This window comes from Paenibacillus sp. FSL H3-0457 (genome assembly GCF_037981725.1).
GTDB classification, from domain to species: domain Bacteria; phylum Bacillota; class Bacilli; order Paenibacillales; family Paenibacillaceae; genus Paenibacillus; species Paenibacillus amylolyticus.
Genome location: NZ_CP150283.1, coordinates 4,682,883 through 4,697,648, shown reverse-complemented (window position 1 = coordinate 4,697,648; position 14,766 = coordinate 4,682,883). Strand labels below are relative to the sequence as shown.

At 46.5% G+C, this 14,766-nt stretch carries 11 protein-coding genes; 10 read left to right on the top strand and 1 reads right to left on the bottom strand.

Annotation, left to right across the window (positions count from 1 at the left end; genetic code table 11):
- The first annotated feature begins 17 nt into the window (after positions 1-17).
- Genes MHH25_RS20870 through MHH25_RS20850 form a run of 5 tightly spaced genes read left to right on the top strand, consistent with a single transcriptional unit; the run spans position 18 to position 3,519 of the window.
- Positions 18-908 carry a decaprenyl-phosphate phosphoribosyltransferase gene (locus MHH25_RS20870; protein WP_340020530.1) on the top strand — a complete coding sequence of 297 codons (891 nt, stop codon included), beginning with the start codon at positions 18-20 and terminating at the stop codon, positions 906-908.
- Between the two features lie 18 nt (positions 909-926).
- A complete protein-coding gene (locus tag MHH25_RS20865; RefSeq protein WP_036614827.1) occupies positions 927-1,559 on the top strand; it encodes an HAD-IB family hydrolase in 633 nt (210 codons plus the stop codon).
- Entirely contained in the window at positions 1,547-1,876 is a 330-nt protein-coding gene (locus tag MHH25_RS20860; RefSeq protein ID WP_340017950.1) for an EamA family transporter, read from the top strand. The genes MHH25_RS20865 and MHH25_RS20860 overlap by 13 nt, the downstream gene beginning before the upstream one ends.
- Positions 1,863-2,183, top strand: a complete 321-nt coding sequence (locus MHH25_RS20855) for an EamA family transporter (RefSeq protein WP_340017949.1) — start codon at positions 1,863-1,865, stop codon at positions 2,181-2,183. Before MHH25_RS20860 ends, MHH25_RS20855 begins: the two co-directional genes overlap by 14 nt.
- Positions 2,184-2,214: 31 nt before the next feature.
- On the top strand, positions 2,215-3,519 hold the full coding sequence (locus MHH25_RS20850) for a DUF6080 domain-containing protein (protein ID WP_340017947.1): 1,305 nt from the start codon (positions 2,215-2,217) through the stop codon (positions 3,517-3,519).
- A gap of 97 nt (positions 3,520-3,616) precedes the next feature.
- Here MHH25_RS20850 and MHH25_RS20845 read toward each other — a convergent pair whose 3' ends face one another.
- Complete coding sequence (locus MHH25_RS20845) at positions 3,617-6,292, bottom strand: YhgE/Pip domain-containing protein (protein WP_340017946.1); 2,676 nt, start codon at positions 6,290-6,292, stop codon at positions 3,617-3,619.
- Between the two features lie 709 nt (positions 6,293-7,001).
- On the opposite strand from MHH25_RS20845, the gene pyrR reads away from it, so the two are divergent.
- From pyrR to carB, 5 genes are all read left to right on the top strand, one after another.
- The gene (pyrR, locus tag MHH25_RS20840; protein WP_340017945.1) at positions 7,002-7,565 is read left to right on the top strand and encodes a bifunctional pyr operon transcriptional regulator/uracil phosphoribosyltransferase PyrR; all 564 of its coding nucleotides are present in this window, start codon (positions 7,002-7,004) and stop codon (positions 7,563-7,565) included.
- A complete protein-coding gene (locus tag MHH25_RS20835) occupies positions 7,562-8,476 on the top strand; it encodes an aspartate carbamoyltransferase catalytic subunit (RefSeq protein ID WP_276314456.1) in 915 nt (304 codons plus the stop codon). Before pyrR ends, MHH25_RS20835 begins: the two co-directional genes overlap by 4 nt.
- Positions 8,477-8,602: 126 nt before the next feature.
- The gene (locus tag MHH25_RS20830) at positions 8,603-9,907 is read left to right on the top strand and encodes a dihydroorotase (protein WP_036674849.1); all 1,305 of its coding nucleotides are present in this window, start codon (positions 8,603-8,605) and stop codon (positions 9,905-9,907) included.
- 448 nt (positions 9,908-10,355) lie between these two features.
- Entirely contained in the window at positions 10,356-11,498 is a 1,143-nt protein-coding gene (carA, locus tag MHH25_RS20825) for a glutamine-hydrolyzing carbamoyl-phosphate synthase small subunit (RefSeq protein ID WP_017687333.1), read from the top strand.
- Between the two features lies 1 nt (position 11,499).
- A complete protein-coding gene (gene carB, locus MHH25_RS20820; RefSeq protein ID WP_047843734.1) occupies positions 11,500-14,718 on the top strand; it encodes a carbamoyl-phosphate synthase large subunit in 3,219 nt (1,072 codons plus the stop codon).
- Positions 14,719-14,766 lie beyond the last annotated feature (48 nt).

The window sequence follows — 14,766 nt, the reverse complement described above, 5'->3', positions numbered from 1 at the left end:
CATCACGAACAAGTACGGTGTCCTCATCGGCTACAGGAACAGGCAGTACAGTGTCAGGATTAATCAGATTGTTAAGACCCAAACAGTGGACTAAAAATCTGCTGTTATTTGCTGCGTTACTATTTTCTTTTGAGGAGATTCGGACTGAAACCATTCTTGCGACGTTGCTTGGTTTTATTCTATTTAGCCTTGTTGCAGGCTGTGTTTATATTTTAAATGACTTTGTAGACCGGGACAGGGATCGACAGCATCCGGTGAAAAAGTATCGTCCTATGGCTTCTGGGCAGGTGAATCCGAGTCATGCTTTGATGTTTGGCATTATTCTATTAATCCTTTCCGTAGGAACGGCCTTCATGATGAACCCTCTATTTGGGGTGTTATGTATCGTCTATTTTCTGTTGAATGTATCGTATTCATTTGTACTGAAACATCTCGTTATCCTGGATATGATGACTATTGCAGCCGGCTTTGTACTTCGTGCCATTGCAGGGGGTGTGCTGATCTATGTGCCATTCACGCCGTGGTTTTTGATCTGTACCATGCTGTTGTCGTTATTTCTGGCTATTGGCAAACGGAGAAATGAACTTACGTTGCTTGAAGGAAATACGGGATCACACCGTAAGGTTTTGGATAACTACTCCATTACGTTACTGGATCAATTCAATACGATTGTGACGACAGCTACGATTATCAGTTATTCCCTGTTCACATTCACTTCAGATCGTACCATTCATCTCATGTGGACGATTCCATTGGTCATTTACGGCATGTTCCGTTACCTGTATCTGATCCACATGAAGAACCAGGGAGGTTCGCCCGATCGTGTGCTGTTTGAGGACAAGCCTATATTAATTACGGTTATGTTGTATGTGATAAGTGTTGTTACAATCTTTGCAATCTTTGAATAAAGGCTGAGGGGGATCAGGGTGAAAAGCACGAAAGTCGCAATTTTTGATATTGATAAAACGATCATACGCAGTGATTCCATGTTTCAATTTGTGCATTATGGTGTTCGCCGTTACCCGTGGCAGGTATGGAGATTACCTGTCATTGCATTACATACCGTGTTATTCAAGGCAGGTTTCATGACGGTTGAACAAGTCAAACGATCCTACTTTCAAGAAATTGAGCGAATGTCTGAAAAAGATCTCGAACATTTCTTTGATACTCGCTTGCGTACGTCCATTTTTGCCGAGGCCAGTGTAGAGATGCAACATCGCAAAGAAGCAGGGTATCATGTCTTGCTAGTAACTGCATCTCCGCATGCCTATATGAAATACTTTAATAATTTTCCCTGGGTGGATCATGTAATTGGAACTGAACTTGTCCGTCATGAGAATGGTTACACATGCAGAGTTGACGGCAGCAACTGCAAAGGGGAAGAGAAGGTACGCCGAATTCAGGCTTATCTGAGTGAGAAGAATATGGTCATTGATTATGACCAGTCATGTTCCTACTCGGACTCCTTATCTGACCTTCCCGTCATGCAGCTAGTGAGTCAACGATACTTTATTAACAAGCGTGTACCGGACATGGAGGCATTAACGTGGGGGAAATAAAATCGCGTCATACTGGTAAATGGTTAATGCTCGTTTCCGCTTTTCTGACAGCAACGGGTCAATTGTTCTGGAAATGGGGACTAACCGAGTGGATTTACCTGGGTGTAGGTTTTCTGTGTTATGGACTTGGAGCGATTTTGATGATTAAAGCTTTTGCTCTGGAAAAACTCTCAGTTGTTTATCCTCTGATGTGTGCCAGCTATGTATTTGCCTTAATCTATGGGTATTTTTTGCTTGGGGAAGAAATTACGATGCAGAAGCTGGCAGCAGTTGTGTTGCTTGGAATCGGGGTGACACTAACCAGTGTTGATCGATAGCTGGATGGTTGCCGTATTAATTGTCATGACGTTGTGTGGTGCACTGGGTGGGGCCGGACTGAAAGCTTATGCTTCCAGTCGCAATCGTCTGCATGTACTCATGGGACTTGGATTCTACGGAACGGGCGCGTTTCTGAATATTGTATTGCTGAAGTTTCTTCCATTAACCGTAGTGTTGCCTGCGAACGCATTAACATATGTGTGGACTCTTATCATAGCTCGGCTGATATTTAAAGAGACCGTGGGCCCTTTACGCTGGATAGGCGTGGCATGTATTATGGGTGGCCTATGTTTATTGGTATTTTAGAACTTAATTAATCAGGATGTGAAATGAAAGCATGAACTTTTTAGATTACTTATTTTATAATCGCAGAGCCAACTGGACAGCTTTTTACCTGTTTGCGGGATTTGCTCTGTTCTATGGTTTAATGAACGGCTCGTATGTTCTGTACATTGAAAATAATGCAGAGGTGCTTGGGGCGTATACCCCATTTAATACAACGCTGTTTCCAATCAATTTATTCAACTTTGATCCTTCAATGTATTATGGGGACAACAGTTCTTCAGTGATCCATCCGCTGATTTCCTTTCTCGCTGTCACCCTTGCGGCTGCAGCGAAACTGCTGGGAGGCAACTGGTTCTTTCTAATCCTGCAATCGCTGGTGAATGCGGGTTCGGTGGTGCTGGCGTATCTGTTCCTGAGTCAAAAAGAAGATAAACCGACCATCGTACCGCTACTGTTTGCCTTACTGTTTGGTTTCAGTTCCTACTTAATGTTTACTGCATTGATCCCGGATTCGTATCCTTATGTACAGTTCGTTATTCTGTTGTCGGTGGTTTACATGCAGTATACTCGTGAGCGTCAGGACGTACGTTATGTACCCAATGCATTGCTTACATCGATTAACTTTGGACTAACCTCGACCAATATCGTACCATTTGCTGCTGCCACATTCTTCAATATGCATGCATGGCGCAATAAGGCGAATTTGAAAAAATACATTGGTATCATGGCATTAGCGGTTCTGATCATCGTCGTATTAACTGGCGTCCAGTACGTTGCCTTTGGAGGTCGCAGCTGGGTTAGTAACTGGCTGTTGGGCATTCAAAATGGTGGAACCAGCTATGCAACGCCATTCCAGTTCGCTGTTCACTGGAAAGCATTGAACATGTTAACGATTAATCCGATGCTGACACCGAAAATGCATTTACTGGACCCGGGCATGGCGGCCTTTGTTACGGATCTATCCCGTTCCAATCCAATCCATGTGCAGATGACAGGTATCTTTATTTTACTACTGGCATTCATGGGCTTCATTAAAGGCATTCGTGAACGAGAAGTGTGGACCCTTGTGCCATATATTTTGTTTGCCTTTTTGCTTCATGTAGTCGTGGGCTTTGGTCTAGCTGTGTTTCAATACGATATGTACCTGTATGCGGGGCACTATCTGTTTGCGTTCTTCCTGTTGGGTGGAAGTTTCGTCATCAGCCTTCGTCCGGGATTGGGGAAAAAAGTGGTTATAGGCTTGATCATGTTATGTGTTATCGTTACGGCAAGTAACAACATCTATCGCCATGTAGAAACATTAACAACAATCAAACAATCCTATAATCAGTTGGAACAGGAACGCTCAGTGAAATAGTCAAATAGTAAATGTATCGATTCATATAATGAAACGAGAAAAGGCCATTGGATGGAAAGTCCAATGGCCTTTTCTTATTTAGTGTTGAGCAAATGAGTTAAGCAATAATTTTGGTCTTCTTGGCATTCTCGGCTGAACGTTTGGTGAGACTGCTGAGTGGACGTTTCAAAGCGAGAGCAACAATGAGACTCAGCGCGATGAACATACACAACCACAGAATATCCTTGATGGCAGTAGACCACAATATGCCGCCGACCGACTCACGCAGCAGACTGATCGCATACGTGAAGGGCATGGACGGATTCAATGCTTGGAAAAAGGGTGATGTCATGCTGATTGGGAACGTACCGCCGGAGCTGGAGAACTGGAACACCATGAAGATAATGGCGATCCCTTTTCCGATATTTCCAAATACGGACAGCAGGGTGTACGTTATGGTGACAAATACGGCACTCACCAGCATGGCAAACAGGACAAACCACAGTTTATCTGCAACATAGGTACCCAGGATTAAGATATCTCCCAGGGTGACACATATCGCCTGAAGTAACCCAATGGTCAGAAAAGTAGCGAGACGTCCAAGATATAACTCATATCCCCGGAACTTTCCCCCTGGATTCTCAGCTTCGGCACGAAGCAGAGAAATCAGCAGTGTTGAGCCAACCCACAAGGACAGCACGCCATAAAATGGTGACATGGCCGATCCATAATTCGGAATCGGATAAAGCTGTTGTTCTTTGATTTGCACGGGACTCGAAAGGAAAGCACTCTCTTCTTCAATATCGCCGCGCAAAAGTTTGGCGAGCTTCGCAAACTGCTTATTACCTTCGACCTCCCGAAGTTTGTCAGCAGCCTTGCTGATGGCACTTTCCAATGCGGGCAGATCATCACGTACAAGCGCGGCAACACGGTGAACTCCTTTTTCGACCTCCGGCAGCTGATTCTGTACAAAATCGGATGCCTTGCCTATCTGTTTCTCGGCAGTAGGCAGATCATTACGAACAAAATCAGCTGCTTCGTTCAGTTTGTTTCCCAGCTTGGGTAGATCGTTTCGAATTAATGAAGAAACTGTGTTCAGAGCTTGGATAAAACCTTCACTTTTGTTCGCGAGTGTCTCTGATATCTGATGGATCTTAGATTGTATTTGAGGCAGTTCGCTCTGGATTTTTGTCAACTCTGCCTGCCCAAACGTAATTCCTTCTTTGGCTGATGCAAGAATGTCCGCAATATCCGGAATACGATCTTTTGCTCCTTGCAGAGTTTCTGCTGAAGTGGAGAGGGTAGACCTGAGCTTATCCGCACCAGCTGCAAGTGCAGGCGATATTTCACTTTCATAGGTGTTTAAGATATTGCCAATCCCGCTGCTGATGTCCTTCGAGAGAGTATTTAACTGAGCGATGACGTCTGTTGGTGGAGTTGTATTACGACGCATGGCATCACTGATGATGCCAGCCAAGCGGATCTGCAACTGAAGTTTATCTGAAATGGAGTTCAGTTGTGTGATTTTATCGGCAAGTGGTTGGCTTGGAAGCAAGTTATTGATGTTGCCCAGTAGTTCTGCCATACTGTCCACGAGTTTTACCGCAACCCCTAAACGTGAAGCAATCCGGTCGAGATCTTCTACTGTAGGAAGATTATTAAGATCCGAATTTTGCAATTGTGCAAATACGTCTCCTGTAGCGTTAGTAATCTGCTGCACCAGTAGCAGATTTTGGCGGATCGTCGGGCTAATTGTCTGAAACGCTTCTTCACTGGAATCCACGAACTGATTTAATCCCTCTGCAAGCTCAATCCCGTTGCCAGCGATTTGTGATACTTTGTCCAAATCTTGCTCTGCTGCCGTTACGATAGACAGAGCTTTGTTGGTTTTATCCAGCGCCGTTTGGATGACATCTGATACCTGGTCAAAGTTTTCATCTACTTCTCGAATGCGTTCTACCGCTTTTTGTATATCCGGTATCCGCCCTTGAATAGCCAGCACTTCGGAAGCCGCATCATTAATTTGTGGCCAATACTCCTGCACCTTGAGCACATACTGTGCTGCTTCATTGATTTCAGGCAATTTTTTCTCGATTTCAACGATCTTTTGAGCATCTTTTACAATCTCGGGCATGGCTTTTTCTACTTCCAGAACCTTTTGACCTGCGGCTTGAATAGCCGGAAGATTTTTCTCCAGCGTAAAAATGCCATTCTCCATTTTGCGTAATGTTGGAAGCTGGGAATTAATCTCAACCCCGGCTTCATTCAGCTTGGTCAGAACGGCCTCACTGACGGCTTCAGTGAAATTTTCATTGATTTGTGTTGTTATGGCAGATACACCAGAGCCTGTGATTTTAGGAGCAATGGCATTCACCTTCTCATTGACGGTATAGATTACTTCCGGTCGCTCCAGCTTCCCATCAACGATGCCTGTAATTTTGGATGAAAAGTCCCCCGGAATGAGCAGGCTTGCATAATACTCTCCAGTTTGCACACCCCGATTAGCCTCAGCCTGGTCCACAAAAGTCCAGCCCAGCTTTTCGTTGTGTTTGAGGCTGGATACCAGTTCGTCTCCGATATTAATATGGGTTCCTTCAACAGTCGCACCCTTGTCCTCAGTTGTCACCGCAATTTTGATCCCCTGGGTATTACTGTATGGGTCCCAGACGGACTTCACGTTGACCCAGTCATACACCCCGGGCAGTAGAATAATAGCCACAATTAGAAATATACCTGTGGGAACCTTCAGGATATGCAACCAGTCTGTTTTGTAAACGTGCCAAATGTGACGCATGACTTCCTCCTAAATGTACATAAATGTAGGGCGTAACTTATTTCTATGTCGTAAATTTGTGAATCTTATGTATATCGGTATTATTGCAGTATCTAATAATGGGTTCATGTTTATAAACTGTACCCATTTCACTTGGTACTAATTCAGAGCCTTCATATATTGCGTAAAATGAAACTCACTGTCTGTTCTAAAAAGAAGTGTTTTATCTCTTTTGAGTACAGTAAGAGGTTTATTTTGGTTATATCAAATTTCTCATTTGCCTATGGATAAATATGCAGAAATGTTGTATAATTATGAATAACCAATGAGATGTATTGTGCATGGATGTTTTTCAGCCTAACTGCTGATTCTAAGAAGAACGTAGCAGAGGGTTTTCACCTGCGATGGTGAGGTGTTGACAGGGGGTTGTCTTTCTGTCATAATTCATGAAGACAAACGGACATATTGATTACAGAACCCTGTGAGGTCCTGCAATATGAACGACATGAATAGCACCTTTAAATCAGTCCCGTGAGACTGGCAAGGTAACGTGAACGATACATCGTTTTTTTGCTGCGGCAAATGAAGCGATGCATCCCCGAGAGTAAACTTTCTTCAGAGCGGTCTGAAGTTCGGAGACTCCTTGCCAATAAACACGGCAAGGAGTCTTTTTTTTTCTCCTCGTCACGGGGCCATGATGCTGAAGGGAAATCCTGAGGAGGCTGAACGCATGAGCACAGAGACACATGTCATTATGGATGAGACGGCGATCCGCCGCGCATTAACACGGATTGCCCATGAGATATTGGAGAAAAACAAAGGAATCGACGATTGTGTGTTGGTCGGTATCCGTACACGCGGGGTTTACCTTGCAGAACGGATTGCCGCCAAGATTGAAGAAATCGAGGGCGCCAAAGTCCCCTGGGGAGAGCTGGATGTGACTCCTTACCGCGATGACCGCTTGGACGAAAATAAAGCGAATCGCAAGGAAATGTTGATTATGACACCTGAATCACTTTCGATCCATAACAAAAAGGTGATTTTGTTCGATGATGTGCTCTATACCGGACGGACGATTCGCGCAGCGATGGATGCCCTGATGGACTGTGGAAGACCGCAGAACATTCAGCTGGCTGTACTCGCAGACCGCGGACACCGGGAACTTCCAATTCGACCTGATTTTATCGGCAAGAATGTGCCGACTTCCAAATCAGAGGAGATCGAAGTTGCGCTCATGGAAACGGACGGACAGGACGAAGTCAGAATCACTCAGAACCGGGGGGAGCAAGCATAATGATTACACAGACAGCATTGAGAGACCGAAGCTTGCTTGGACTGAAGGAACTTAGTCGAGGAGAAATCGAGTCCATTCTGAACAGAGCGGCTCACTGGGAAGCGCAGAAAGAGAAACTGGCTCCGGTACTGGAATCACGCTTTGTTGCGAACATGTTCTTCGAGAACAGCACACGTACCCGCTTCTCCTTCGAAATGGCAGAGAAACGCCTGGGTGCACAAGTGCTGAACTTTACGGCAGCCGCATCCAGTGTGGAAAAAGGAGAGTCCATCTACGATACGGTACGAACACTTGAGTCGATGGGCATTGATGCAGGCGTGATCCGGTTGAAACCGGCAGGCGTTCTGCAACAACTGGCTCAGAAAGTGAATGTACCACTCGTGAACGCCGGAGACGGCAACAATGAGCATCCCACACAGGCGTTGCTGGATCTCTACACGATGAGGAAAGCATTTGGCGAACTGAAAGGCTTGCGTGTCTCCATCATTGGTGACATCCTGCATAGCCGTGTAGCTCGTTCCAACCTGTGGGCACTGCAAAAGTTTGGTGCGGATGTACGCTTCTGTGCACCGCAAACGATGCAGGCACCGGAACTCGCAGAGCATGCTCCTTATGTCGGTCTTGAAGAAGCGCTGGATGCAGATGTAGTCATGATGCTTCGTGTTCAACTGGAACGTCATCAACATGGCTTAATTACTTCAGCTGAGGATTATCGCGAACACTACGGATTGACGGAAGAACGGGCATCACGCCTAAAACCAAGCACCATTATCATGCACCCTGCTCCAGTGAATCGCAACGTCGAGGTAGATGACGCGGTTGTGGAAAGTGAAGCATCGCGGATCTTCCCGCAGATGGCAAACGGGGTTCCAATCCGCATGGCGGTTATGGAACGTGCGATGAAACTGTAACAGGGTCTGGCTGTGGGTCATAGGCTGACGGTACGGTAGTTCTTATAGAGCAATAAGAGAGTACACGATAAAGAAAATCATCCGGCTTGCCTGGTAAGCCGGACAGAACCGAAGCGGAGGGCAATTATGCTACAGATTATAAAAAACGCGAACGTCTTGAACCAACAAGGGGAACTTGAACGGAAAACCATCATTATAGATGAAGGTAAAATTAAAAAGATCGCTGGTCTGGAAGACCAAGCCGTACTGGATGCCGAAAAGTCAGCGCAAAGTGTGACAGACGCATCAGGCAAACTGGTCATTCCGGGATTGATCGATATGCATGTGCATCTGCGTGAACCTGGATTCGAACACAAAGAGACGATCGAGACAGGTGCCCGTTCAGCAGCACAAGGTGGTTTTACAACAATCGCTTGCATGCCGAACACAAGACCAGTTACAGATACAGCGGAAGTTGTGAAGCTGGTATTGGATAAAGCCAAAGAAGCTGATCTGGTTAAAGTGTTGCCTTATGCAGCCATTACAAAAAATGAACTAGGTCGTGAACTTACCGATTTTGCCGCATTAAAAGAAGCAGGCGCTATTGGATTCACAGATGACGGTGTAGGCGTACAAAACGCTCAAATGATGAAGGATGCCATGAGCCTCGCAGCAAGCATGGATATGCCAGTGATCGCTCACTGTGAAGATGACTCACTGGTTGTTGGTGGATATGTGACGGAAGGTGAGTTTTCAAAACGTCACGGCATCAAAGGAATCCCAAATGAATCTGAAGCCATCCACGTTGGCCGTGATATCCTGCTCGCAGAAGCAACAGGAGTTCACTACCATGTCTGTCACGTAAGTACAGAGCAATCGGTTCGCTTGATTCGTCTAGCGAAGTCCATCGGCATTAAAGTAACTGCTGAGGTATGTCCACACCATCTGGTGTTGTCGGATGAAGATATCCCAGGCATGGACGCCAACTGGAAAATGAACCCGCCGCTACGCTCACCACGCGATGTGCAGGCTTGTATCGAAGGTTTGCTAGACGGCACGCTGGATATGATCGTAACTGATCACGCGCCACACAGTGAAGAAGAGAAAGCCAAAGGCATGGAGCTGGCACCTTTCGGAATCGTAGGATTCGAAACAGCCTTCCCGCTGCTGTACACCAAGTTTGTGGAAACAGGATTGTGGAGCTTGGAATTCCTGGTGAAACGCATGACAGCTGATCCGGCACGTGTATTCCGACTGGATACAGGCAAACTGGAAGAGGGAGCACCAGCCGATATCACGATGATTGACCTGAACGAGGAAAAAGCAGTTGATCCTGCAACGTTTGCAACCAAAGGAAGAAACACACCATTCACAGGCTGGAAGCTGAAAGGCTGGGCCGTACAAACTTGGGTGGATGGCAAAAGCGTGTGGAATAACACGGTACAACAGTAAGACGGTAACTCAGCAAATTAATAAAACAGTAACGCTATATCTTTAACTCTTTAAATCCGCAACAGTAACTCTTAACTTTTTTAAAACAACAAATCTTTTTAAATCTAGCTCTAACTCTAAAACTTAATCTACAACTTTTACACAAGTAACATCTTTTCAACTAACTCGAGGCAAATCATGCCGAGAGTCTAACATACGAAACAAAGCAAAGTTGAATGTCATGATTTTGAACTTGGACACCAACGTAACTGCGGAGCGGACAGAAAAGACCCGAAGAAGCAAAGCGTTCGCCTTTATCACCGGATTACATCATTTGAAAAATGATAAAAAGTAATCCGGGGATAACAGCGATCAAAGGGTTTTCTGTACGCGGAGCCGCACAATCGTAACGTCCCCATGTTCAACCCCAATGCATTCAACGTTGATAAACACAGAGGAGTGAAATGGGATGCAGGCACAGGCAAGATTATTGTTGGAAGACGGCACACTGTTCACCGGGAAAGCATTTGGTGCTGAAGGTGAAACTACAGGTGAGGTCGTTTTTAATACGGGAATTACAGGCTATCAAGAGGTGCTTTCGGATCCTTCCTATTGCGGTCAAATCGTAACCATGACGTATCCGCTGATCGGAAACTACGGCATTACGCGTGATGACTTTGAGTCGATTCGTCCATACGTACACGGTTTCGTCGTGCGTCGTCATGAGCCAACGCCAAGCAACTGGCGTGCGGAATATAGCGTAGACAATCTGCTCAAGGAATACGGCATCGTAGGAATCAGCGAAATTGATACACGCATGTTGACTCGCCGGATTCGTCACCACGGCACAATGAAGGGAATTCTCACAACAGGATCGAAGCCTGTGGAAGAACTGCTGGAGATGATGGGAGATACCACCATTGCTGAACTGCGTAACCAGGTGCCAATGACTTCTACAGAGCATGTCTACAACAGCCCGGGAACGGCTGAGCGTATTGTGCTCGTGGATTACGGTGCAAAAACAGGGATTTTGCGCGAACTCAGCAAACGTGACTGTGACGTAGTTGTTGTTCCACACGATGTAACAGCAGACGAGATTCGTCGCCTGAACCCGGACGGAATTCAACTGTCCAACGGCCCTGGGGACCCGAAAGACGTACCTCACGCGGTTAACATGATCAGTGAATTGCTTGGCGAATACCCGATCTTCGGCATCTGCCTGGGTCACCAGTTGTTCGCACTTGCGGCAGGAGCAGACACCGAAAAACTCAAGTTTGGACATCGCGGAGGAAACCACCCGGTGAAAGAACTGGAGAGCGGACGTTGCTTCATCACATCCCAGAACCATGGATTTACCGTAAACGAAGAGTCTGTGAAGAGTACAGACCTGGAAGTCACACATATCAACAATAACGATAAGACCATTGAAGGTCTGAAACATAAATCATTCCCGGCATTCTCGGTTCAATATCACCCTGAAGCAGCCCCGGGTCCTTACGACAACAGCTATCTGTTCGACCGCTTCATCGAGATGATTCGCGAGCACAAGATCACTAACCCGCAAAAGCCGCGTCAAGCCGTATTGGCAGCCGCAGTGAAAGGAGCACAATAACATGCCGATTAACAAAGATCTCAAAAAAATCCTGGTGATTGGTTCCGGTCCAATCGTCATCGGTCAAGCGGCCGAGTTCGACTATGCCGGTACACAAGCTTGCCAGGCTCTGAAAGAAGAAGGCGTGGAAGTTGTACTTATCAACAGCAACCCGGCGACCATTATGACGGATACAAACATGGCTGACAAAGTATACATCGAGCCTATCACACTGGATTTTGTGACCCAAATCATTCGTCAAGAGCGTCCAGACGGTTTGTTGCCAACACTGGGTGGTCAAACAGGTCTGAACATGGCTGTCGAGCTGGCTCGTGCTGGCGTGCTGGAACGTGAAAATGTGAAATTGCTCGGAACACAGTTGACATCCATCGAGAAAGCGGAAGATCGTGATCTGTTCCGTGACCTGATGCGTGAATTGGAACAACCTGTACCAGAGAGTGTAATCGTAACGACACTTGAAGAATCACTTGAATTTGCAAATGAGATTGGTTATCCAATCATCGTGCGTCCAGCCTATACACTGGGCGGAACTGGTGGCGGAATCTGTGCGAACGAAGAAGAGCTACGTGAGACGGTGGCAGCGGGAATTCGTTACAGCCCGATTGGGCAATGTCTGGTCGAGAAGAGCATTGCAGGTATGAAAGAAGTCGAGTATGAGGTTATGCGAGACAAAAACGATAACTGTATCGTTGTCTGCAATATGGAAAACTTTGACCCGGTAGGTGTTCATACAGGCGATAGTATCGTTGTAGCACCAAGCCAAACATTGTCGGATCGTGAATATCAAATGCTGCGTTCAGCTTCCCTGAAAATCATCCGTGCCCTGAATATTGAGGGTGGATGTAACGTACAGTTTGCACTGGACCCACACAGCTTCCAATACTACGTTATCGAGGTAAACCCACGGGTAAGCCGTTCATCAGCTCTGGCTTCCAAAGCAACGGGTTATCCGATTGCAAAAATGGCTGCCAAAATTGCGATGGGTTACACGTTGGATGAAATCGTGAACCCGGTAACAGGCCAAACGTATGCTTGCTTCGAGCCTACGCTGGATTATATCGTGAGCAAAATCCCACGCTGGCCGTTCGACAAGTTCATCTCGGCGAACCGTAAACTGGGAACTCAGATGAAAGCAACAGGCGAAGTAATGGCTATTGGCCGGACATTCGAAGAGTCGATTCACAAAGCAGTTCGTTCCCTGGAAATTGGCGTACATCGCCTCTACCTGAAGGATGCTGAAACGCTGGACGAAGCTACCCTGAACGAGCGTCTGATCAAAGCAGATGATGAGCGTATCTTCCTGATTGCCGAAGCATTCCGCAGAGGTTATACGTTGCAACAGCTACAGGATCTGACCAAGATTGATTGGTGGTTCCTGGACAAAATCGAAGGTCTGATTGCATTCGAAGATCGCATTCGCGAAGAATCCGAATTGTCTTCCGACATTCTGTATCAAGCGAAACGCCTTGGATTTACAGACCGTGCCATTGCTGAACTGCGTGCGCAAGGTCAACCAGGAGGCACATTAACAACTGAAGCGGAAGTTAGAACTCGTCGGGAAGCAGAGAACCTGCGCCCAGTGTACAAAATGGTAGATACATGTGCGGCTGAGTTTGAAGCAACAACGCCATATTACTACTCAACTTACGAGACAGAGAATGAAGTTATCCCTTCAGACAAGAAAAAAGTTGTAGTGCTGGGTTCAGGACCAATCCGGATCGGTCAAGGGATTGAGTTTGACTACTCTACTGTACACGCAGTATGGGCATTGCAAAAAGCAGGATATGAAGCAGTCATTATCAACAATAACCCGGAGACGGTGTCTACGGACTTTAATACATCGGATCGCCTGTACTTTGAACCGCTCTTCTTCGAAGATGTCATGAACGTGATCGAACAGGAGAAGCCAGTAGGAGTTATCGTACAGTTCGGTGGTCAAACAGCCATCAACCTGGCAGCACCATTGCGTAATGCAGGTGTAACGATTCTCGGAACCGATCTGGAAAGCATCGATGAGGCGGAGGACCGTAAGAAGTTCGAACGTCTGCTCTCCCGTCTGGAGATTGCACAGCCAAAAGGTAAAACAGTCATTTCCGTTGATGATGCGGTAGAAACAGCTCAAAGTCTGGGCTACCCGGTACTGGTTCGTCCTTCCTATGTACTCGGCGGTCGTGCGATGGAGATTGTATACTCCGATGCTGAATTGCTGACATACATGGAACAGGCGGTTAAAATCAATCCGGAGCATCCGGTCCTGATCGACCGTTACATGATGGGGAAAGAAGTTGAGGTTGACGCCATCTGTGATGGTGAAACGGTATTGATTCCGGGAATCATGGAACATATCGAGCGTGCAGGGGTTCACTCTGGTGACTCCATCGCGGTATATCCTCCTCAACATCTGTCCCAGGATTTGAAAGAGAAAATTGTAGAGATTACAATCAAAATTGCGAAAGAACTGAAAACGGTTGGTCTGGTCAACATCCAGTTTGTTATCCATGATGGCCAAGTGTACATTATCGAGGTGAACCCACGTTCATCCCGTACCGTACCATTCCTGAGCAAAGTAACCAACATTCCGATGGCGAACTTGGCAACACAAGCCATTCTGGGTGTGAAACTAAAAGATCTTGGTTATGTTGACGGGCTGTGGCCTGAATCGGATCATGTATCTGTTAAAGTTCCGGTCTTCTCCTTCGCGAAGTTGCGTCGTGTAGAACCAACCCTCGGACCTGAGATGAAGTCTACAGGTGAGGTTATGGGTCGTGACCCGAATTACGCTAAAGCGTTGTTCAAAGGTCTCATCGGCGCAGGAATGAAAATTCCGGCAACCGGAGCGATCGTAGTAACTGTAGCAGACAAAGACAAAGACGAAGCGGTTCCTTTGCTCGAAGGTTTCTACAGACTGGGTTACAAAATCATGGCTACCGGCGGAACAGCAGCTGCGCTTGAAGCAGCGAACATTCCGGTAACGACTGTGAACAAATTAAGTGAAGGTTCGCCGAACATTCTGGATATGATCCGTAGCGGCGAAGCAAACTTTGTCTTCAACACACTCACCAAAGGCAAAACACCGCAGCGTGATGGATTCCGTATCCGTCGTGAAGCGGTAGAAAACGGCATTGTATGTATGACTTCATTGGATACGATTCGTGCGCTGCTGATCATGCTGCAAACGATCAACTTCTCTTCGGAAGCAATGCCTGTCTTTGTAAAATAAATAACTCTCTGATGAAGGACATCAGTCAGCCTGCGGGCTGGCGGGATG

What these genes read in the sequence shown, in the direction of transcription:
- MHH25_RS20850 (WP_340017947.1), top strand. Translation starts at nt 2,215, where the DNA reads ATGAACTTTTTAGATTACTTATTTTATAATCGCAGAGCCAACTGGACA.
- pyrR (WP_340017945.1), top strand. Translation starts at nt 7,002, where the DNA reads ATGAGCACAGAGACACATGTCATTATGGATGAGACGGCGATCCGCCGC.
- MHH25_RS20845 (WP_340017946.1), bottom strand. Translation starts at nt 6,292, where the DNA reads ATGCGTCACATTTGGCACGTTTACAAAACAGACTGGTTGCATATCCTG.
- carA (WP_017687333.1), top strand. Translation starts at nt 10,356, where the DNA reads ATGCAGGCACAGGCAAGATTATTGTTGGAAGACGGCACACTGTTCACC.
- carB (WP_047843734.1), top strand. Translation starts at nt 11,500, where the DNA reads ATGCCGATTAACAAAGATCTCAAAAAAATCCTGGTGATTGGTTCCGGT.
- MHH25_RS20830 (WP_036674849.1), top strand. Translation starts at nt 8,603, where the DNA reads ATGCTACAGATTATAAAAAACGCGAACGTCTTGAACCAACAAGGGGAA.